At 41.1% G+C, this 22,196-nt stretch carries 16 protein-coding genes and 1 pseudogene; 11 read left to right on the top strand and 6 right to left on the bottom strand.

The features are described from left to right. Positions 1-291 precede the first annotated feature (291 nt). Positions 292-639 (top strand): hypothetical protein, encoded by a 348-nt coding sequence (locus tag ACY2RR_RS20865; protein ID WP_490110123.1) that lies wholly within the window; start codon positions 292-294, stop codon positions 637-639. Between the two features lie 18 nt (positions 640-657). Here ACY2RR_RS20865 and ACY2RR_RS20870 read toward each other — a convergent pair whose 3' ends face one another. Both ACY2RR_RS20870 and ACY2RR_RS20875 read right to left on the bottom strand, forming a co-directional pair. Continuing rightward, entirely contained in the window at positions 658-1,983 is a 1,326-nt protein-coding gene (locus tag ACY2RR_RS20870; protein WP_490110142.1) for a WD40 repeat domain-containing protein, read from the bottom strand. A gap of 276 nt (positions 1,984-2,259) precedes the next feature. Continuing rightward, the gene (locus ACY2RR_RS20875; protein ID WP_490110124.1) at positions 2,260-3,081 is read right to left on the bottom strand and encodes a secretin N-terminal domain-containing protein; all 822 of its coding nucleotides are present in this window, start codon (positions 3,079-3,081) and stop codon (positions 2,260-2,262) included. A 144-nt stretch (positions 3,082-3,225) separates the two neighbouring features. Here ACY2RR_RS20875 and ACY2RR_RS20880 point away from each other — a divergent pair, with 144 nt between their 5' ends. The 8 genes and pseudogenes from ACY2RR_RS20880 (at position 3,226) to ACY2RR_RS20915 (ending at position 12,097) form a co-directional block, all read left to right on the top strand. After that, the gene (locus ACY2RR_RS20880; RefSeq protein ID WP_490110125.1) at positions 3,226-3,672 is read left to right on the top strand and encodes a hypothetical protein; all 447 of its coding nucleotides are present in this window, start codon (positions 3,226-3,228) and stop codon (positions 3,670-3,672) included. A gap of 112 nt (positions 3,673-3,784) precedes the next feature. Next, positions 3,785-4,465 (top strand): zinc metallopeptidase, encoded by a 681-nt coding sequence (locus ACY2RR_RS20885; RefSeq protein ID WP_490110126.1) that lies wholly within the window; start codon positions 3,785-3,787, stop codon positions 4,463-4,465. 70 nt (positions 4,466-4,535) lie between these two features. Continuing rightward, on the top strand, positions 4,536-5,726 hold the full coding sequence (locus ACY2RR_RS20890; RefSeq protein WP_490110127.1) for a BaiN/RdsA family NAD(P)/FAD-dependent oxidoreductase: 1,191 nt from the start codon (positions 4,536-4,538) through the stop codon (positions 5,724-5,726). 310 nt (positions 5,727-6,036) lie between these two features. Continuing rightward, positions 6,037-6,861, top strand: a complete 825-nt coding sequence (locus tag ACY2RR_RS20895) for a TnsA endonuclease N-terminal domain-containing protein (RefSeq protein WP_490110128.1) — start codon at positions 6,037-6,039, stop codon at positions 6,859-6,861. Next, positions 6,851-8,989 carry a TnsB C-terminal domain-containing protein gene (locus ACY2RR_RS20900; protein WP_490110129.1) on the top strand — a complete coding sequence of 713 codons (2,139 nt, stop codon included), beginning with the start codon at positions 6,851-6,853 and terminating at the stop codon, positions 8,987-8,989. Before ACY2RR_RS20895 ends, ACY2RR_RS20900 begins: the two co-directional genes overlap by 11 nt. A gap of 1 nt (position 8,990) precedes the next feature. Then, positions 8,991-10,412 (top strand): AAA family ATPase, encoded by a 1,422-nt coding sequence (locus ACY2RR_RS20905; protein WP_490110130.1) that lies wholly within the window; start codon positions 8,991-8,993, stop codon positions 10,410-10,412. A gap of 95 nt (positions 10,413-10,507) precedes the next feature. After that, positions 10,508-10,951 (top strand): annotated as a pseudogene (locus tag ACY2RR_RS20910) (TniQ family protein); the annotation flags it as partial. A gap of 87 nt (positions 10,952-11,038) precedes the next feature. Beyond that, positions 11,039-12,097: a TnsD family Tn7-like transposition protein gene (locus ACY2RR_RS20915; protein ID WP_490110143.1), complete on the top strand. Its 1,059-nt coding sequence runs from the start codon at positions 11,039-11,041 to the stop codon at positions 12,095-12,097. A 111-nt stretch (positions 12,098-12,208) separates the two neighbouring features. On the opposite strand, the gene ACY2RR_RS20920 is transcribed toward ACY2RR_RS20915, so the two are convergent. Genes ACY2RR_RS20920 through ACY2RR_RS20930 form a run of 3 tightly spaced genes read right to left on the bottom strand, consistent with a single transcriptional unit; the run spans position 12,209 to position 18,232 of the window. Further along, positions 12,209-14,023: a response regulator receiver domain gene (locus ACY2RR_RS20920; RefSeq protein WP_490110131.1), complete on the bottom strand. Its 1,815-nt coding sequence runs from the start codon at positions 14,021-14,023 to the stop codon at positions 12,209-12,211. Next, positions 14,016-17,006 (bottom strand): ATP-binding protein, encoded by a 2,991-nt coding sequence (locus ACY2RR_RS20925; protein WP_490110132.1) that lies wholly within the window; start codon positions 17,004-17,006, stop codon positions 14,016-14,018. The genes ACY2RR_RS20920 and ACY2RR_RS20925 overlap by 8 nt, the downstream gene beginning before the upstream one ends. A gap of 59 nt (positions 17,007-17,065) precedes the next feature. Then, the gene (locus tag ACY2RR_RS20930) at positions 17,066-18,232 is read right to left on the bottom strand and encodes a DNA cytosine methyltransferase (protein WP_490110133.1); all 1,167 of its coding nucleotides are present in this window, start codon (positions 18,230-18,232) and stop codon (positions 17,066-17,068) included. Positions 18,233-18,721: 489 nt separating this feature from the next. Here ACY2RR_RS20930 and ACY2RR_RS20935 point away from each other — a divergent pair, with 489 nt between their 5' ends. Continuing rightward, positions 18,722-19,573: a TniQ family protein gene (locus ACY2RR_RS20935; RefSeq protein ID WP_490110134.1), complete on the top strand. Its 852-nt coding sequence runs from the start codon at positions 18,722-18,724 to the stop codon at positions 19,571-19,573. A gap of 288 nt (positions 19,574-19,861) precedes the next feature. Then, the gene (locus ACY2RR_RS20940) at positions 19,862-21,199 is read left to right on the top strand and encodes a protein kinase domain-containing protein (protein WP_490110135.1); all 1,338 of its coding nucleotides are present in this window, start codon (positions 19,862-19,864) and stop codon (positions 21,197-21,199) included. Positions 21,200-21,201: 2 nt separating this feature from the next. On the opposite strand, the gene ACY2RR_RS20945 is transcribed toward ACY2RR_RS20940, so the two are convergent. Beyond that, a complete protein-coding gene (locus ACY2RR_RS20945) occupies positions 21,202-22,140 on the bottom strand; it encodes a LysR substrate-binding domain-containing protein (protein ID WP_490110136.1) in 939 nt (312 codons plus the stop codon). Positions 22,141-22,196: the final 56 nt, after the last annotated feature.

A 22,196-nucleotide genomic window follows, 5' to 3' on the forward strand; every position in this document is an offset into this window, starting at 1 on the left:
ATTATTGTTATGCCCTTGCTCTTGCCCTAGATAGAGCACATGCTGTGCCATAAAGGAAAAATTGTTATTTAACAAAAACTTAATAGCTTCTTAAGTGAGTTGGCTTAATAAAAATTTGTGGTAAACGTTACCATGCGAGCTAGTAACGTTACTCTTAAGGCCCTGAGCGGTAACAGTTTAAAAGCCTGCGGTAACGATGATGTATATTTCTTAAGGAAGCTATTCTTACAACACACGCTTAAGCCAGCCTGATTACCAAATAACTGTCATACCATTGGGAAGGAGTCAGCAATGCAAGTAAATAAAACCTTTAAAAGCTTTGGCTCACTGCTCGGTGCCATATCTTTTGCCATTCTCACTCTCTGTGCACCAATACAGGCTGAGGAGATTAATGGTTCTGAAATCAAGAATGTTATCCACAACAGTGGAGCAGCCGTTTCTGGCATGTTGATAAGAGATAAAATAAACCCAGACGGCCCTGTATCAGCTATTAATTTGTTTTCGCTGAATACAGAGCATTGTGGGATCCTGGATTTCGAAGCAAGCCTGGCCGGATTAACCTGTACAAATTGCCGTACGAATAGCGCAGTGTTGAAAAACTGCGATATCCCAAGAACAAATACCGGGTGGCATTTGTGATTTTAATCAAAGCCTAAATCAAAAAGTCAGCTTTCTTTTCGCTGATGTTCCTTGTGAACCTGCGGGGACACTTGGCCCCGCAGCCGCTTCAGTTTTAGGTCCAATAGCCCAAATTGCTAACTTTGTATCTTTGGAAGCTGTAATCAGCTGATTACCTGTTGGAAGAATACACCCATCAGTGATCTCACTCCTCAGATTCTGGGTGACCTTTGTAGGCTTGTCTCCCTCTTTCAATGGGCTGGTTCTCTGCAATTCCAACTTATCACCGTTCGATACGACAAGTAGCTTGCCGCCCGGATTAAACTGAACACCTTTACTCATAGAGGATGTTGGTGACTCAAATCGAATCAATCCCTGATCTTCAAATACTTTCTTTCCTCGGTTCCATTTCCACTTCTGCGGTAAGCCTGAAATAGATCGGGACACCAGGTACTGACAATCAGGACTCCAGTGTAGAGTTTTGGCCGCATTCGTTGTTTTAAAGTTCTCATCTAGCGTCCATGTTTTGTCATCATCAGATTTCCAGAATTCAACACCATTGAGAGTAGAAATTGCTAACCGCTTTTTATCAGGGCTCAGACAGGCATAACGGGGAGAACCTGGATGCGACAATGAACAAGCCTCTTTCCATTCACCTCTTTCACTTAATGTAAAAATCTTCACATAGCCTTCTTCAGAGCTGACAACCAGTGTTCTGTTATCAGCACCAAAACAAACACTGTTGATTTTAATAACGTTATTATCGTGCCCCTTGCAGATTATGGTGCACTGTTTCCACTGCCACAGGTCTTCATCCTCTCGGGTCCAGATATCAAATTGATTCTCATCAGAAAAAGATGTTGTCACCACAAACTGGCCGTTAGGGCTGATATCAGCTTTACGAGGGCGGTAATCATCAGGAGTGACTTTCCCATGACGAGTTAACTTGAAATCACGTCCCACAGAGAGTGCCTGTACAGTGGCGTTCTCTGACAAAGCAATGAGATATTTTCCATTTAAACTTGAACAGATACGATTAGTCGCGTGTGGCATCATGGTGAATGAACGAGGTTTTAGTTCAAGTTTTTCACTATCTTCAACAATCCTATTTACAGTGCTGCATAATGCGCCCGGGAAAAAATTATAACCCGTAAGGAAATCGAGAATATCATCTGGGCTTTCCTGAAAGGTTTTTAACCATGGGCGAAAGCTCGCTTTATATTTAGTTGGTGTGAAAAGAGGAAAACTCTCTTTCATTGGTGAAGGCATGGCTTTCTCCACCGTATGATGCATATCAGCAGCTTCAGCCAGCACTACACTCGTACGAGCTGCCACACACATGTCTCGCACGGGAAGAAAGTTCATCACATGTGCCTGCATTTCTGGTGGGATATTAAAGATACCTGTACTGACGTCGACCGTTTCCACAGATGTGGCTCCCATCTTGGAACGTTTAGGCGATAACTCGGTGGAAGAAGTTGAAGAATCTGAGTAATCTCCAGGCCCTTCTGAAAAACGTCTTTTCTGTTGTACTGCCATTTGCCCATGCCTCTGAATATCCCGTAAAGAAGTCTTCAGAGTCTTGAACAAACTTTTTTATCCTTTCTCTACATAACAAAGCTGTTATATAGAGAATCATGCCTAGTTCCCAATAGCATCAACTTTCAGTTGAATAGAACTTGAACTGTTTTTTGATGAAGAGCTTCGAACCACCAGCCCACTGTTATTATTGAATGAGTTCACTCCCGAACCACCAATAGTGATCCACTCACCCAGCTTTCCGGAAACAGTTGTAGAAAGGTGGCGAGTATTAATAGAACGGTTTTCATGTTCATCATCGGTTTGGTTAATATTCAGCTGAACACTGTCACCAATAATGCGCGCCGTCACATAAAAGCCCTGATCCGCCGCTTTATATTCCGTTACTGCTTGTCTATTACCAAAGCTGTCTGTTCGATAGGTAGTTATTGGTTTTGATGTACCCACGGCAATATAAGCAGGCAAACCTTCCGTTGCCCTGACATTTTGTAATCCATTCTGCTTTGCCGATGCGCTGTCGCTGCGAATAATTACCCGGCCAGGTTGGCTGCTGTCACCAATCTGCACTCGACCATCAGAAAATGTGCCATTTACGGAAATACCTTCATTAACAGTTCCCTGATTCTTAGGCGTTCGCACTGAAATCAATAACTGCTGGGCAGCTTTATCAATCTGTTGCAGGAGGCTTTCAACGGTTGATAATTCTTTTGCGGAAACATTAAGAATTAACTGATTGTTATAAGCTGTAGCCGTTGCTCCTTCTGGCAAAATGGCCTGCACCGTTGGTAATACCTGATCAGGAACAGTGTGTTTCAGCGGCAGAACAACAACGCTTCGCTCAGCAGCGATACCCATTGCAGCTGCAACAAGCAGCCAACAGGCAACCAGATGTACACTCCACCATTTTCGACCCGGCTTTTTCATGGATTCCTGTCCTGACTTTAAGGGCTGCTGGGGTTTGGTGCTGCCGAATTTGACAGTTCTGCAAACCCCTTCAATGCTGTATTTCGGTTTTGGGATAGTCCCAGAGCCTAAGCGCTAATATCCTTGAAGTATATGAGGTTTGTCATGGTTTACAGAAAAACGGTTCTCGCATTATTTCTTGGCACAGCATTGACGACATCAGGGCTATCACTGGCCGATAATCTTTCAGCACCGGTAGAAAGTGTAGAAAGCAATGATCTGATAGCCCTTCATACACAACAGGACGTAACCAGCCTGCTTGTTGATCACCTGCACGGCAAAACTGTAAAACTATCCGGTGAACTCAGTCAGGTTCCCCCCATGCAGCAGATTCCTCAGAAGACTTTCCGTGACAATGGCACCTTCGTTGAATACTACCCTTACACTTTCCAGCCATCTGTAGAAGGTGTGACCCTGCCTTCACTCATCCTATATTCAAAAACCCAGCGTGATCCTGGAACCGCAGAAGTGACAGGTATTTTCAATGAGCAGAGTGCTACAACTGGAACCAAAGGCAGTGGCATGCTCTATTTGAGAGAAACCGACAACTAGCACTCTCAGCAAACCTTGGGTTTGTCGGAGACTGCTCAGACTTCGACAAACTCTGTACTGACAACCCAACCAGCGTTAAGGTGCATAACAGAATCAATAACAGGAAATAAAGATGGTTCTGGCAATACCAGCGCTACTTATTCTCGCCTTGGTGTTTGGCCCACAGCTCTGGATTCGTTACGTACTGAAGCGTCATGGTCGCCACAGATCAGATTTACAGGGAACAGGCGGCGAACTCGCAGAGCACCTTATTAAGCGTTTTGAACTTGACGCAAAGGTTCGCATGGGAACTTCTGGCGAAGATTATTATGACCCGGAAGAACGCATAGTTTCCCTGTCTCCTGAGCACTACGAAGGCAAATCCATTACCGCCGTGGCTGTCGCCACCCATGAAGTTGGGCACGCTCTGCAGCATAAAGAACAGCATCCCGGCTTTATGCGCCGACTAAGACGAATTCGTACCGCAATGGCTATTGAGCGCTTCAGTGCCATTGCCCTGATGATCAGCCCTGCTGTTTTCCTGTTAACACGTGTTCCTCAAAGTACAGCGCTCACAGTCGTTATTGGAGCCATCGGAATGCTTGCTGTGGTCTGGGTGCAATTCCTGAATTTACCCGTAGAGAACGATGCGAGCTTCAATAAGGCCATGCCGATTCTTGAAGAAGGCTACCTGATGATCAGCGACCAACCTGCTGCCCGTCAGGTACTGAAAGCCGCAGCTCTTACTTATGTTGCCGCAGCTCTCGCCAGCCTTCTCAATCTTGGCCGGTGGATAGCAGTACTCAGGCGATAGAATTACCGGTAGAAGAGAAAGGCATATGCCCTTATAGTTCGCCGCTTTTGCTATTCCGGAATCCGAAGTTATGTCTCTGCCTCAATCCTGCGATGTTGTCATTATCGGTGCTGGTGCCGCAGGTCTGATGTGCGCGCTGACTGCAGGCCAGCGGGGGCGTAATGTTCTGGTTCTGGATCATGGCAAGAAACCCGGCCGCAAGATTCTGCTCTCCGGTGGCGGGCGGTGTAATTACACCAATATGTATACTGAAGCTTCCAACTATCTTTCCAGCAATACCCACTACTGCAAATCGGCCCTAAGCCGGTTCAGCCAGTGGGATTTTCAGGCACTGGTGGATAAACACGGTATTGCCTGGCATGAGAAAACTCTGGGTCAGCTATTTTGCGACAACAGCTCCAAAGATATTCTCGATATGCTGATAGCCGAATGCGATCTGCCTTCGGTCACCATTGAAACCAAAGTTGACATCCAATCGGTAGAAACTTTGGAAGGCGAACGTTTTTCCATCGCCACCAGCCAGGGAGCCGTTGAAGCGAACTCTCTTGTTATTGCCACTGGCGGCCTTTCCTTCCCGACAATGGGCTCCACAGACTTTGGTTACCAGATTGCCAAGCAGTTTAACCACAAGGTTGTTCCGGTTCGTCCGGCTCTGGTTCCTTTTACTCTTGATCCCAAAGAACTTGCCATCTTTGATGGTTTGTCCGGCATCAGTACAGAAGTGGTAACCGAATGTAACGGCACCAGCTTTCGGGAAGCTTTACTGTTTACCCACAAAGGTTTGAGTGGCCCGTCTATTCTGCAGGTTTCCAGCTATTGGAATCCGGGTGATGAAATCACCATCAACTGGCTGCCGGATGTGGATGTTGCCCAGTGGCTGGAAGAACAAAAGGTTGCCCGCCCGAAAGCTTCTCTCACAAGTATTCTCTGTGAGCACCTGCCAAAACGTTTAGCCACAGCTCTGGCAGGCTGGATTGGCGAAGAAAAAGAAGCCAGCCAGTGGCGCCGGGAGAGTATGCAACGTATGGAGCAGGTTCTCACCGAGTGCCGTATTAAACCCAGCGGTACAGAAGGCTATAAAAAGGCAGAAGTTACCATTGGCGGTGTAGATACCGACCAGCTTTCTTCCAAAACCATGGCCAGCCGTCTGAAGAATAACCTTTATTTTATTGGTGAGGTTGTTGATGTAACCGGGCACCTGGGAGGCTTTAACTTCCAATGGGCGTGGGCATCCGGGCACTGTGCAGGGCTTTACGTTTAAATGTGTAGCGATAAAAAAAGCTGAACACTAGTCAAATAAACGGCACCTTAATGCGTTTTTTGAGAAAAGTTGTTGCTCCCTAACTCGGTGAATCTATACTCTTAAAGAGATAGCCTCAAAAAGAAAACACTTTTATTTCAATGATTTAGAGGCTTTCAGGGTAGAAAGCTCGACAGACTTATTTTTCAATTGGACTACGAGTACCTCATTTAGTTTTCTAAAAGATCTCCGTAGTCCATCTCTCAGTAGCTTTCTACCAACCTAACCAGATATAAAGAGCAAAACTGCCTACAGAATGGAGTAGTAGGGTATGGCGCGAGGGCGGAGACTTCAGAGTCATGATGATTTCAAAAGAGCATTAAAGCAAAAGTATGGACTAGGTGAAGGGAATGACTACAAACCATGGTACAGAGTTCAGGATGTAAATTCACGTGGACGATCTTCCAAGATTAATGGTATTAAGTCCGGTAGAGAGCATCACACTCTTTCAGATTTTGAAACTGAATTTTTCTATTTAGCAGAATTCTCTGACACTGTTGTAGACATACGGGAGCAATTTCCCTTGGTTCCTCTTGATCTGTCAATGAAAATTTCTAAAGAGCTAGGTATCGCTCACCCTCGAGTACCTTCCTCTCGAGCATTGAATGTTATGACGACAGATTTCCTTTTAACATGTTCTCATAATGGAAGTATTTGGTATGAAGCCATAAATATAAAACCAGAAGATGAACTAAACAAAATTAGAGTATTGGAAAAAATTGATATTGAGAGAGTCTGGTGGGAGCTGCTGGGAGTTAAGTTCACAGAGTTCATATCTTCTGATAAAACGCGAATACAAAGTCAAAATATTGCATGGGCTACTGATCCAGTACGACACGGTTTCAATTCGAAATTCAGTGAAAAAGTTAAGAACACTGCAATATCTCTATTAGAACCAGGGAAGCAACCTCAGGAGCTTATTTGCGAAAAATTCATTAACAAAACTCAAGTTACCCATGAAGAAAGTTTGAATTTATTAAAAACACTAATTGCGGAAAAAAGCATAAAGGTAAATCTCGAATTTCCTATGAAAAGTTCTGGATTTATTGAAGTACTTTCCCAAGAAAGTCGGGAGAATTCAATCTATGTCCATTGAAATAGATAGTGTCTGGAAAATATCAGAAGTAGATGGAGTAGCTGTTGGAACATATCGAATTATAAAATTATTACCTAACATTGACACAGTCATTTTATTTAAAATTGAAGATAATTTAAATCAGAAAAAACCAATAGCTACTAGTATTACACAGTTCAAAAATTCTGTTAAAGATAAATCATCTAAGCGAGTTAAGTTTAAAAAACCAGATTATCTTATATATTCAGAAGAACAATTATCAGAAAACCAAAAAACACAAATAGATCAGCGCTATGACATAATAAAAGACTTGGTCAACGATGATATTTTTTTATTTGAAATATCAACAAAAAAAAGGATCAAAAAAATATCAGATCATGCAAAGAAATTAAACATCTCAAAGTCAACAATCTATAGGATGCTCAACCTTTATTGGAAATATGGCCAAGACAAAAACTCACTACTTCCTGCACATAAGAATAAAGGCGGCAAGGGGAAAATAAAAAAATCTTCAGATAGAAAGAAAAGAGGCATACCAGTTTCGTCAAGATCAGGTACAGTTGACCTTTACGAAGGAATAAACATTACCGATTATCATAGAGAGAAGATAACAAAAGGATTAAAGAAATTTTATTTAAAAAAAGACAAGCCTACAATAGCTAAGGCCTATAAGAAAACAATCTATGAATTCTATAGTAAGGAGGTTGAGCAGGCAGAAATTGAACATAGCTACCCTAAGATACCGACATACAATCAGTTTCTATATTGGACGAAAAAATTATTTGCAAACGACATAAAAAGTAGAAGTACCAAAAGGGAGCTGCAACTTAAACGCAGAGGGCTTCTTGGTAGTGCTACCCAAGATTCCAAAATCCCTGGTAGTTGTTTCGAGATTGATGCAACTGTTGCAGATGTCCACGTTGTATTGCCATATAACAGAAATCATTGCCTCGGACGCCCTATAATTTATATAGTGCGAGATAAGGCTAGTAGAATGATTGTAGGGCTTCACGTTTCGATGGAATACGCCTCATGGGAAGCAGGTAGACAAGCCTTAGTAAATGCTTTTACTAAAAAGAAAATGTTTTGTGAACGATTTGGTGTGAAAATTACAGACGCCGAATGGCCCTGTTATCATATACCCGCTAATTTACTTTGCGATAGAGGTGAAATGGTATGTTCTAACCCAGAAGAAAAGGTTGTCCCCTTAACTAACTTACAATTTCCAGAATCATACCGTCCAGATTTGAAGGGCATAGTAGAGCGATGCTTTAAAACCCTGAATGATGAACTCCTCCATGAACTGATAGGGACTACCAAAGGTAAAGCCTATGTACGTGGCGAGCCAGACCCTAGAGCAAGAGCTCGATATACTATTGATGAAATAACTCGAATGCTGATCCGCACAGTATTAAAAATCAACAGAACTATTATTGACGAGTTAGCATTTTCAAGCCCTTTATTACACCAAGGCGACCTTCCACATAGCCCTTTAAATTTCTGGAAAATACATATAGAAAAGCATCGACATGCGCTCAGAGTTGAGGATGAAAATTTTATTAGAGCAAAGCTTTCTCCCCCAATAGAAGTTTCAATGACCCGCAACGGAATCTTATATAACGATGCATATTACGCATGCGAGGAAGTTTGTGAGAGAGATTGGGCATCTATTGCAAGGAGTAATGGACGTTGGAAAATGGAAGCAAGAGCAGACGCGGACAACAGTTCTTTCATATATGTAAAGCTATCAGAAAAAGATGGCTATAAAAAATGTAGAATTTTAGAAAGAAGTAAGATACTGGAAAATTTACCAAAAGCAGAGTTTTTATATCTGCTGGACTGGAAAAAGAGTAAAGAACAAAAAAACTCTTTTTTGAATCAAGATATTTTTGATCATAACGAGAGAAAAGAAATAAATTTAAATGCAAAGAAAGAGCAAGATGTCTCACCTAAAAATAAAACAAAGATTGAAAGATTTTCAAATTTAAAATCTCGAAGAGATGCTTCTATTACTTCCGAAAAGATAAAAAGGGCTGAAAACATAGCTAATGCATTTAGTAGAGAAGACAATAACAATGAAGAAGTTTTAGAAAGGAAGGAGTCTTATGAAAGATATTCTATTTTAAGTCGTAGGCGAAGAGAGAACTAAAATGCTTGTTCAGGACGCAGAATACACAACAGCATACTTGTCAGAGTATCAGGGTAATCCTCTAATTGAAGCTTTACCTCCCAAAAGCCCTGATTTACAGGTTATTCAGATACTAGAGCATTACCCAGACTGTAATGATAATGAGCGCTTGCTTGCACCAGAAAATCGTAAAGGTTTTCTAACTAGATTGAAGCAGTTGACTCAGCCTTTGCCCGAGTACATTGACTTTTTTCGTATGCTTGAAACTGCAATCAGGGATGGATACTCAACTAAGAACCCGTTTAGTCCAACAACATCATATTACCTAACATACCCTTGCTCGTCTGCCCCAGACATTAAACCATCAACAGGTATTTTTGAGCCTAAAGGAACAGCAATAACTGTGCTTGGTGAGAGTGGTGTTGGGAAAAGTCGAATGATATTTCGGGCTCTTAGTTTTTTTCCTCAAGTAATAAAGCACACTTCCTATCAGGGTACCCCCTTACCTCTAAAGCAGGTTGTTTGGCTATATGTTGAATGCTCTCATGATTCAACACTTAGAGGGCTTTGCCATGACATTCTAAACAGCTTGGATCGCGCGCTTAACACAGTTACAAAACCAGAAAAGAATATATCTACCTTGCTTGATCAAATAGAAAGGCGTTTCAAATCTAGTTTTCTTGGAATATTGGTTATAGATGAAATCCAGGCTATTAGTATTGCAAAGTCAGGAGGGGCAAATAATTTATTAAGCTTCTTATTGCACCTCATTAATCGATGTGGTGTACCCATAATTTTTTCTGGCAATCCTGAAGTTGCTGAGATTCTCCAGTCAAGGTTCAGGGTTGCAAGGCGTGCTGAGAGTGGAGGATTTGTGCATATGCAAAGCTTACCCTTCTCAGAAGTTTGGAATTTCTATGTCGAAGAACTTTGGGACTTACAATGGACTTCGACAAAGACTCTTCTCTCTGACAAGCTAAGTGAAAAGCTCTACCACCTTTCAACAGGAGTTCTGGATATAGCAACAAGAATCTTCAGAAAGGCTCAGGATCTTGTTATAGGTAGTGGTGATGAAACTATAACGGTAGACGTCCTTGAACGAGCATATGTATCAACTTGTCAACTGACAGATGATAAACTTGATCTCATCAGACAGAGGCGATCGAAGCGTAAATCAAAAAATGAAACTCCCAAGATAACGACCACTAAAAATAAAAATAATTTTGACAGTTATTCATATGAAATAATATTAGGAGACTTAACAAGACCACACCATCCTGAATTTTATGATGCATTAGTTGATCTGAAGAATTGTGTCAATCTCTCAAAACTAATCAAAGATCCAGATTTATTTCAACGCTCTCTCAATGAAAAAAAACCATTGATTTATTTAAAAAAACAAGGCGTTATTTGTTATGACCCATTAAATCATTTCTCAAGATAGATTTATTATCCAAACCTCTGACTCTTTCAGAGGTTTACACTTCATCCATATTGGTATCAGCTATTATTACAATATCACTTTAGCTAACGAAAACTATGTTGATACCTCCCCCATTCAAGGATGAACTACTATTTAGTCGCCTAGTTCGTTACATATCTATCTCTGGAGTCCATACGACAGATTTCGTCACCGACTACTTTGGTTCACGGAAAACCTCAATACATCCAACTCTCACTGCTGGCCTTAAAGCCCTCAGTCCCCTTGTAGCAGAGAGTCCTTCTCAACTCTTATTACAACAGACATTGGGCCCACTTTTTATTTTTTTCTTACCAAGACAAGCAAAGTTAATTAGGAAATCTCTCTTAAACGGTAACAGTTCTACTGCTCTTAGAGCCTGTCAAATTCCTAGCTATAATTTTCGAGAGGCAATGAACCTGAAGTTGTGTAGCAACTGTACCAAGGAAGACATATATAAGCATGGTGTTGCTTATTGGCATAGGGCACACCAAATTCCAGGCCTTGAAGCTTGCCATATACACGGAACCAAACTGATAAGTCAGGAAATCTCTTTTCGCCATAGACTTGAAAGTAACTTTCTACCTCATAGTATTGTGAAAACGCCAGTTATGAATGATATCTCTAAAAAATTTTCACAGTTCTCTCAGGATTTTTTGCTTCAAGTGTCCCAAAAGAATTTAACTTTCAAAAATGACATCTACCTTCATGAACTTAGAAGACGCGGACTAGTTTCTTCAAATGGTAGATTTTCTAGGAAAGACATCTGTCTCTCACTCTATGAATTCAGTCAGCAGTTGGGTTATCAAAACACAACCATACTACCAAATGATGTAAGGCATTTTTCTTACGTAAGTGGTTTACTTGATGGCAAATATAACAAACATCCATTTATGCATTTGTTGTTTAGTTTCTGGCTCTTTGGGAGTGCAAAAAAAGTCATAGAAACACCTAAAAGAGTCTCTACAAAAGCTTTAAGGTCAAAGACCATTTCTCCTTCAGTGACAAGTGAATGTCTACACCTTCTGCAGCGTGGGCTTTCTTTGGCAGAGGTGAGCAGAAAGACCAAAAAAAGTTGTAGCTACCTTAAATTACTGGCCAATAAGAATGGTATACCTACAGGAGCACCTCACTCCAAACTTACCCTCGAACTTGAAAAGATACTACTCACAATGGCGTGGAGGGGATTCCATAGGAAAGCAATTGCAAGACGAGTAAATCTCTCAAGCGGCACTGTGGAGTTGGCAATATCATCATGCTCTGGGCTAGTTAAGCATAGAAAAAAATGTCGATATGAATCCACTCGGCGAAAACACACCGCTCAAATACATCGCTATCTTCGTCAAAACCCTTATGCTTTACGTAGAGACGTCCGTAGAAGCTGTTCTGCTGCGTATGCATGGCTTTACCTCAATGAGCGAACTTTGTTCGAACAGATACTGCCAGAGCCAACAAAGTCAGTTCCACCTCCAAAACTGGACTGGCAAGCCTTGGACAATAAGCTAGTCAGTCAAGTTCACTCGCTAATGCGTAAACATAATGGGAAGCTATCTCGGACAGCTTTGGATAAACTCTTAGGTAATCATGGATGGTTAACTAAAAGAAAAGATAAACTTCCTCTCACTCTTACAGCTTTCGAGAAAACTAGAGCTCACTTTAACCGGATATGAATTATTTGTAAGCCTATTCATTCTCCATCAATGTTATATATACCCAATCATTTGAGAACAATCTGACCTGATGAATAACCCAACATATCAAGTCAGACTGTTATTTATTAGCTAAGAAAAATCTACTTTACTTTTAAAGTCCAAGCCGACTCTAGTTTGACTTGAACCTAATCGTTGTAATAAATTCAGCGCATATTCATATCGAAGCTCTGCTACAGCTTTTGCATTTGTGCATTGTAAACTGAGGTTTGTTTCGCTTTTAACTTGTTTCCGAAGATAAAATAAATCCAAAGCTTTTTCTTCGGAAAATAATCCTTTACCACGCGCATAGAAGGTATCCCACTTCGGATTCTCCCCTTCACTAAAACTTAAAGCAATAACTCCATCACCTTTATTCAAGAATAAATGCTTACCTTTATGTGCAGATTTATTTGCCGTGCTTAATTTCTCTTCCTTCAATAATACAGCTTTAAAAGCAATATTTTCATTCCCAATCCTTTCCCCCCATGAGTTCTTCTGATTGGGTACAAGGTCACATGCAGGAGACAGACAAACCCAGTACTCTTCACCTATGGTTAGAATAGTTCCTGTAGTCAAACCATTACCTGATATCGGTATAGAGCAGCGATAAGCATTTAAATGCCCCCAAATTAGGTCTTCATTTGAGAAACTCCCCCCAAAAAACTTAGCTACAGACTCTTTATTAGACGTAGTATTATCTGGTTTCACCGCCTTCACCAGCTTCTTGGAAAATTCCCTTAGATCATCTTTGGTACATCTAGAAATTTGCTCCCAATGTAAATCAATAGCTTTATCATGCTCCAAAGGGTTATTTTCAGAATCTTTGAGAAGGCTGTAGAGCCATCCTGCCTGTGCATATTGATTATTAACAATGTTACTTGCTTGTTCTATTCCTTTTTCATCCAGCTCATGGCGCATCTTTGCCATTAGTAGGTGCATAGGTGATGCACTCATCTTATATAAGGACCCATACAGTTTTTCTATCAGCTCATAATCAGGGTTTTCAGAGTTTTTACGAATAACAGAAAGAAAAACTCTACCAGTCGAGATAAAGTTTATGTCATCATTCCATTTCCAAGTTAAATCTGTATTTTTTTGTGTAAAAGCTCCCCGCTTTATTCGATCTATCTCCCTACTTAAGATCCACTTAATCAGTTCATCTCTTTCAAAATTAGAGCTATTTGCCAAATCATCAATATCAGCATGAAAATCACTCAATAGGTGTCGAGTACTTCTTGTTTGAAATGGCCCAATACTGTCCGCATTATCTAAGAATTCCAAAAAGTCTGTTGCCGAATAATTATTTCTAACAAAACTGAAATCTTCGCCATCAGGATCATTATCATATATCCATTCATCTATGCTTTTTTTAACATTTTTCTCAATCACAAACTGATGATCATCTTTAATATAAAAGAAATCCTTGAGAATATCATCATATACAGATTTTATATTGTCATTAAATCCTTTAGTATGAACCAAAACAATATTAAAATGATTATTGCTTTCCAGCTCTGAAATAATTTTTCGAGCTCTACCTCCATCATCTGATGGTGGCTCACTATCCAAATGGTAATCCAATATGATCAAATCGCTATGATTCAAATGAAACGGAACATCGTTTTCTCCACCCAACTGAGGTGATCTTCCATCAAAAACATCCACACTCCAATTGTATTTTTCATGGCACATAGAAATAATATTTAGGAGCCTATTCGTATTATTATCCTGTAACTTGGCCCTATTAACACTTTCACCATCTTTATGTGCCTGAAGAAGATCCTTCAAGGTTGGATATTCATCATCAATCACTGTGACATTTCGGATTGGGTCAATGAAAGCCTCACGAATTAAATCTTCATAGGTAACTTCAGTATTAACATCCATGCCAACCATATCAGTCATGCTTCATTCCTTTCAACTCAATCGCAAAGTTTGCACCAGGAAGAACTTTTTTGCTTTCTCGCGTTTCATATCTAATTTTATGCTTGCTAGCTAAGAGGTTCTGCTTTGAAAGATAAAGCCCTACACCTCTACCACCGCTTTGCTTGCGTGTGAAAAATAGTGTAAACAGTTGTTCAACATCATCCTGATCCACACCCGGTCCATCGTCTGCCACAATAACTTCTCCATCACGAACATCTAGAAGTATCAGTTTTTGGTTATCAATAGACCGTTGCACCCAGTATTGAGCATTATTTACAAGATTAATAAAGACAGGATTTATTCGTGAGACCATATCCATAAAGCGTAATGATAAAAATGATTCAGAAGCTTTAAGGTTTATCCCAGCCCTATCGAACTGCTCACAAAAATATGACTGCACATAGGCATAAATACTTGATCCCGTTATCAACTTAACTTCTTTCGCCCCTGATAGTTTTAGAGGTGATAAGAAACTTAGTTTCTCAACTAGAGTCTTGTGAGCACTCTCGGCATGATCTAGGGATATAGCTTGTGATTCCGTCAAAGGACCTTTTGCAATATTTTTTAGCCCATGACCAATTGTTTTATCTAGGCTTACGAGTTCATGGCCGACAATTTCTACTGTAATTCCTAACTGCGCTAAACTGTGCAATCGGCTCAGCTCAGCTTGAACTCTACGCTCTTCATTCATACTATGAATAGCAAGTCCTTCGAGGTCAATCTGATCATTGATACTTTCAAGAGCAGTAATATAGGGCGAGAGCTTTTGTGAGTTTTCTATTTCAACTCTCTCATGCTCTTCATCGAGCTTTTCTAATACATAATTAAGGTCGTTTTTTTCAAGCTTTAAATCCTGAAGATCATCTTCTACTGCTATTTTATATTGATCACGACACTGCTTTATTAAAGATTCAAATTCAAATACTTGCTTTGATAATGTTTCTTTGCCCCTAGAAGCATAGCGTGTAATAGCATTATTAATGCTTGACAACTTGCTTCTATATACTTCATATGCTTTCTCAAAATCACTCTTTTGAGTTGACTCTGAGATTGCTTTATTTACGGATAAGGTTAATGATTTGACAATTTCCTTCGCCGACCGCTCATAACTTCTATAATTTCGGTAATCTTCTTCTAAAGTTCCCAAATTAGCTGGTATAGGGCTAAGCGAGTAACTCTGAGTAGCATTGTAATAATTATCGACCTCCTTCTTTATGGCTTGCAATTCATCTATTTCATCAAAAGCTCTCCTATTTTCTAGCTCTTCTTTTAACTCTGACAATCTTTCAACATGTGAAACTAATGACTCTATATTCTTCTGAATACTTGTCCGGATACGCTTACGTTCTTTCTTTTGAAGTTTTTTACGATCTTCTTCAGCTTTAGCTGCAATCTTTTGCTCCCGAATATCTGCCTTTTTAACACCTTTTTCCTTGGAGTTTGTTCCAAAGTGTTTATACGCAGAATCGACAAGAATATTTTCGACAATCTCCCTAAATATCTGTGCTGCTCGATTATCAATAAAGCCTTCTCGTCCAGCCTTGTCTTTCAGATTGGGGTTACCTTCACGAGTAATAGCTATTCGACCAAACATTTTCCGGCTTGACCAAAAATACCTACCCGCATGCTTTGTCCTACGTTCTTCTATTCTAAAGAAATCATTATCTACACGTCCGTATGGCATGACTTTTAAAGCATCACGATAAACCCTCAGCCCTCCATATAGCTCGGAACTTTCTTCCAACTTATAATACTGTTCACTTTCTAATGAAGTATTTATAACTTCTTTCTCAAAAGACCCTATACGTATATGGAATCCACCAAACCCTGTATTTTTCCTTAATTTATATATCTGTTTTGGCTTTACCTGATAGTCTTTCCATTCCCCATATACTTTTAAGCGACCTGAAAAGTATCCTTCTTCATTAATTGAACCGTCCACTATATGCTCAAGTTCTTCGAAGTCTGCCAAATCGAAATCTTTTCCAGCTGAATACTTTTCAGACTCTCCTAATATTGGTGATGCAATTTCACCATGCCAGGCCTGTGCTAAATATTGGAAATCTAGTACCCTAGGCTCATTTTCCTTGGCAAAGGGATCGACGAAACTAGATAGGGTTTCAAAGAACTTAATTCTTGATCGAGCCTCTATATCCTCTGCTTCTCTTATAGGCTTTTTAGAAAGAAGGACTTTCAAGTTGTAATTTATATCGGCAATAAACATTGCAGTTCCTTTTGGGGAACTACCATTCCAGACAGACCACTCTTTAAAGTGTCTCTCGCCAAAAACATCCTCAATTAATGTAGTTTCAATTGATTTTCTTGTTGTACTGTTTTCATGTATACCTTCTGCTATTTCGAGTTCTGATAATTTCTCCCAAGCAACAGAAAGTCTATGGTTTCTGGCTTCATCATCAGAATCGCCCCAAACATTACCTAACATCACATCAAAAAGATTCGGCAGTTCATCAGCTAATTGATGACTATAAGAAAACTCTGCTATCGGAATTCTAATATCATTTAATAATAGGTATGGGTTTTCGAAAAGCCTCCAGTCAATAAGTGCTGCAATAAAGTTATCATTTCTTCTTTTAGATACAAGTAACAGTAGAGGGCCTAACGCCCCACTCGATAAACGACCTATGCCTTTTTGTCCCTGTTTGGGGCGGTAAGCCAAGCCATCTCTATCTTCTAAGGGGACTTCAAACCCACGGGTTTTCGACTCAGTTCCAACTGTTAGCCATTTATTTTCAAACTCACTCCGATTCATCCCATGGCCATTATCCAAAATAGCTGCAATGGGAACATCGCCATCAAATACGTGAAGTTCTACATTCCTAGCATATGCATCGTAAGCATTCTTCCAAAGCTCTGAAACAGCTGTAGGGATATCAGCAATCTGCTCCCTACCCAAATGGTCTATTGTTCGTGCTCGGGTCTGGAAAGCTGCTGAAGCAATCATATTTCACTCACTTCATCCTGAAAATTTAAGACATATCTACTCTTTTCTTAGTGTAGATACTAACCTTTTATCGCAATCAAGTGATCACAAATTTGTGAAATTAACTCTTCCCCAAGCTTTACGGGTACTGCATTTCCAATCTGCCTTGCTGCAGCCATAGACCCTCCGTAAAAAATGAAATCATCAGGAAAAGACTGTAGCCTAGCGGCATGCCTTAGTGTTATCCCATGATTTTCCCACGGATGGACAAATCTCCCTCTTGATGGATTGTTACAACCTGTCGTTATCGTATTCGAGGGAATATGAGGATATACACGTCCATAAACGTCTTTGTGCCCACTATGACTCTTATGGCAATCCAGCTCTCTCGCAGATTCTCTTCGATCCCCAATAATGGGGGTACTACTGAAGACCTGTGTTAGCAGGTCAGAGTGTTGCATGTGGATATTACACAGATCACTACCTGAAATCTTTTGTCCCCACACTAAAGCCTCCACACAAGACTTAGCTTGCTCTTCTGAGTACTGAAATTTTTCTTTCAGTCTCTCTTCCAACCTATTTAGTACAGCCTGAGCAGGCTTTTCAAATGCTACTGAAGCAGTTTTCCAAGGTAACCCATTTTTAGAGTGGGTAGGAGTAGGAGGCCACTTTAAACTACGTATATTAACATCCTCACGAAAAGCTAAAATGAAAGCCCTTTTCCTATTTTGTGGCACCCCATAGTCTCGTGCATTAATTATCAGAGGGCCTCCTGATACGACTTGGTATTTATATTCAGAAGACAGGCTGATAAACGTATTCAGGTACTCTTCATGGCGCTTCCAGAGAAGACCTGGGACATTCTCTACAAGAAATGCCCTTGGCTTTAATTTCTTTACAAAATCAAAATAACGTAGAAGAAGCTGGTTTCTTGGGTCATGTTCTCCAGCATCATTGATCCTATGAGTAGAAAAACCTTGGCAAGGTGGGCCACCAAGCAATAAATCCAGCTCTCCAGCCTTGAGATTAACCCGATCCATCAGGTCATCGATATCAATCGTATTGATATCTTCAGGCAAGACCTGCGTATTAGTGCCCAAACGATCAACTAAGTTTTTTTCATATGTAAGGGCTGCATTACTATCCAACTCAACAGAGGCGAGGATGCCGACTCCTAGATTATGGGCAGCAAGGGAAAAACCTCCCGCACCAGCAAACAAATCAATTGCAGTTAGCTTATCTGACATTCAGTATACTTTTTATAAAATCTAGCAATTATACTCTTCTGAGACATACTCTCAAAAAGAATAGTTACTAATGCCTCCCCCCTCGCACATCGGTATCTCCTTGCCTAGCCTGTAAATGGGCAAAAACTTGCGTTGCTCTTACCTGTTCGTGGTCATATTTACATTAGCCACTATGAAGCCCAACTAACTTTTCAAGTGATTTGAATCATACGTGTTGTCTACTTGGGACGAGGTGCATACTCTTCTGACGCGTATCCTTGACGCCTGCTTCGACTTCACCCACTCGTACAATACCAACCGCCCCATCATTTCTCCCACTAGTGATATGCACCCTCCATCCCTACCAATGGGTCATATACCACATGCTATTTACCTTTCAGGGCTTGCACTTCAAACTTCAGCAGGTCCTAGAGTTGCTTTGACTGTACGACTATGTCCATGTCAATAAAACCATAACAGTTTGCAAGGAGATTGCTTATCAACTGCTTTATGCCTGCCGAAGAGGAGCATTTCGTATCTTACTATTTCCGTCAGATGCTCATACACGGTTACCCTTGGTGGAAAGTTAAGAGCAATAGGCTTTTAGATTCAATTTCACATGCTCCTAAAACATTTCACCCTGATGACATAGGCTTAGACATCCACTCAATTATCAACGCCACAAAGCAAAAGCTTCTTTACGAGCACTCTTTATTGCCACTATTTCTTATATCACCAGCAATGTGTAAAGCAGACAACAAGATGATTAGAAGCTTCAAATCCGAAACTACAGCGAAAAGCTTTTATTTCAAAACATTGCGACGCGGCAGGAGAAGAATGACGTATTACAGGTTTTGTGGTTCTTGCATGAGAGATTCACTCAAAACACATGGATGGGCCTTCTATAAAAGATCTTGGATGGCACCTAATGTAACTTTATGTTCAAAACATCGTACCTACTTATCCGATCTCAACTATTCCGGGTGCGGTTGTTATGAAAAGGATCAGCCTAGAAAATTTATCAGCCTACTTTTAGGTAACTGTTTAAAATGCGACACAAATATGTGGCCGAGGGAAGAAGAAAGCCACGATGAAAGGAGATTGAATAATATTCTACAATTCGAGTATGGACTCAAAGAATACTCCCTTATCTCACAAAAGGCGATGGTATTTCCAATGCATGAAAGTGGGGTAACTGACAGACCCGCCCCAATGCCCTGCACAGTGACGTGGAAGCAATGTTGCGCATATAGTGATCTTCCACATGATTTATTACCTTTTTCTAAGATAAACATTTCGTGGTCATATTTCAGCCGTAAGGGATTAGCCACTACTCTATACCCATCAGTCGAATTCTATTGAAAACCTTTATAGTGCGTAGGCTTTATGCTCCATACTATGCTTGCTCGTGCGCTAAACCTCTGGTGTAGTTAATACATTTCTGCATGTTTCATTCTGTTTTAAATTATCCATTAGGCTTCAGCTTTTTTTGTCAAAAAAAGCTTAGTGCGCAGCTATTTTTATCGCTTCACATTAAAGGTAACTGCATAGTTATCTAAGCCAACGGCTTTTCAGCTTTTGCTTTGAACATTTCTGAAAACATTCCCTCAAACACTTTTTGGTTTACCAGACAGAGTTGGGGGAAAACCCGTGTATACGAATTCCGACAAAACGCCGCCCGCATATCCAGCCGCATCAGCACAACAGGTTCCTCCTTACTCACAGGCATCTACTGGCACATCTTCTTCTGGTGGAATTTCAGCAGTAACAGGACCGTTGTCGGAATTATCACTCTCATCCGGGCAGACGAATCAAGCAAAACAAACTCCAATTGATTCACACACTGCTTCGGAAGTACCTCCTCCACCTCCACCACAGGTAAGGGCGAAAGGAATTTGGAAAAAAGACATCACTCAGCAACATCTCAACAATCTTCTCAACCTCTGGCGTGAGTGGAAGAAGATAGAAGTCCGCGACGATTGGGAAGACTTTTTGGGAAAAGAGATAGAAATCCCTGGATCAAAAACCACATTCACCCCTGTAGGCTATCCCGGCCAAAACAGCGTTTGTTTTCATGTTAAGTGGGAAGGAATCCCTCAGGCAGCTTTCCTGAAAATCGCAAGGCAAGGGGACTCAGGCCGAACCCAAGATCAATGTGCACGAGCGAAAGACGACGCAGAAAGAGAGATCAAAAATTACTCAATTATCAAACACCCCAATATCGTTAAACCATGGGCTGTAGGCCATATCAGGGACATTCCCTTCATTCTTATGGATAAGGCGGAAGGAGACGCTTTTGACCTTATTGCAGACCTTCACTACGAACACAATAAGCCTCGAACAATTGGCTTTAACCTGATCATGGCCGTTCATCTTGTAAGAGCTGTTCATCATTTACATACATTAGGCCTTCTGCACAGGGACATAAAAAACCAGAACCTCCTTCTAGGTGAAGACGGCATCTGGCGTTTATGCGATCTGGCCAGTACGGCCAGAGTAGGCGCACTATCTGAACAGTGTCATGGTTCTCATCCTTATTTAGCACCTGAATGTCATTTTGTAGACAGAGACTGGGCAGAAGAAGAGGGGCATACAGAACAGTCGGACATCTGGAGTTTAGGCATGGCTCTTCTTGAAACTGCCCTACCAGGTTTGACTGATGCAGATGGCCTTGCATGGAAAGATATTGATGGTGTGGTGCACTCTCATACATCATTGCAGGAGTTTTATAGTCAGTACGATAGAAAACTGGTTGCTGGAAAAACTCTTGGTGACTGGGCAAGGAAGATAGCCAATGGGTACGGCAGATTTCTCTGGGATAATTCTCTGCCACCAGCGTTCAATCCTCACTCTGAAGCGCCATGGAATGTTCAATTAGCAATTGTTGCTCTGGCCGCTATCAGGCCAGATCCAGCAAACAGGGTGTCTATTAAGTTTATCCATCAGTGGCTGGAAGATATTTATCAGAAGTCCTTCAGCAAACCATAGGCTTAAGATTGCTCTCGCAGCATCTTGACTCGATTTTGAATAATCAGCTGTACCCTTGCACTCAACCACTGCATTCGGGGGTGCATCTGGTCTCTTCTACGAAAAATCATTTCAATATCAAAATCGGGAATGGCGATGGGTGGCTGAGACATTGTTAAATTGTCTGAGAAAAGCTCTGCTCGTCCCATCATTTCAGCCATGACACACAACAGTCTTCTACCAGACAACAAATGTCGCAAGGTTAAGAAGCGTGACGACCCAAGCATAACCTGACGTTGCCTTTCCATATCAGCCAAAGTCGCATCCACCTGACTATGCAACTCGCCCGAAGCCGTGACCATAGCCTGCGGTGTAGCAAGATAATCATCCAGAGATATGGGAAGAGAAACACTCAACACGGAATTATCAAACAGGCAGATGTGCTGTTCCTGATAAAGTGTTGAGCGGGCAACACTTTCAGGCAATTCTTTAAACGTGCCAATAGCAATATCAATACTGCCATCTGCCAGAGCCTGTTCGCAGTTTCCGGAATCAATGGACTGGAACACCATCTGACAGTCAGGTGCTTCACTGGTCAGTTCATCGAATAGTGCCGGACCAAACACCAGCTCGGTGTAGTCATTCAAACCCAACACAATTTTTTCTGTGCTGTTGCTCGGGTCAAAAACCTGCGGTTGGAGAATATCATCCCGGATAAGTGCCAGAACCTGTTCAACCCTTGGCGCTAACTCTTCTGCTCTGCGTGTTGGCACCATAGCGTGCCCCTGTCGTTCAAACAGCGGATCACCAAGCAAATTGCGCAAGCGGTTAAGGTTATAACTCATGGCCGACTGACCAATATGCATCTGTTCAGAGGCTCTGGACACACTGCGGTGAGTCATGATCGCTTCAAAACTCAGCAACAGGTTGAGATCCACCCCCTTCCAATTGATATCACTCATAGTTAGTAGCGATATGTTCGATTTAACTGATAAAAGTGCGCACCATACAATTCCCC

It is taken from the genome of Parendozoicomonas sp. 2304DJ65-17 (assembly GCF_058148445.1).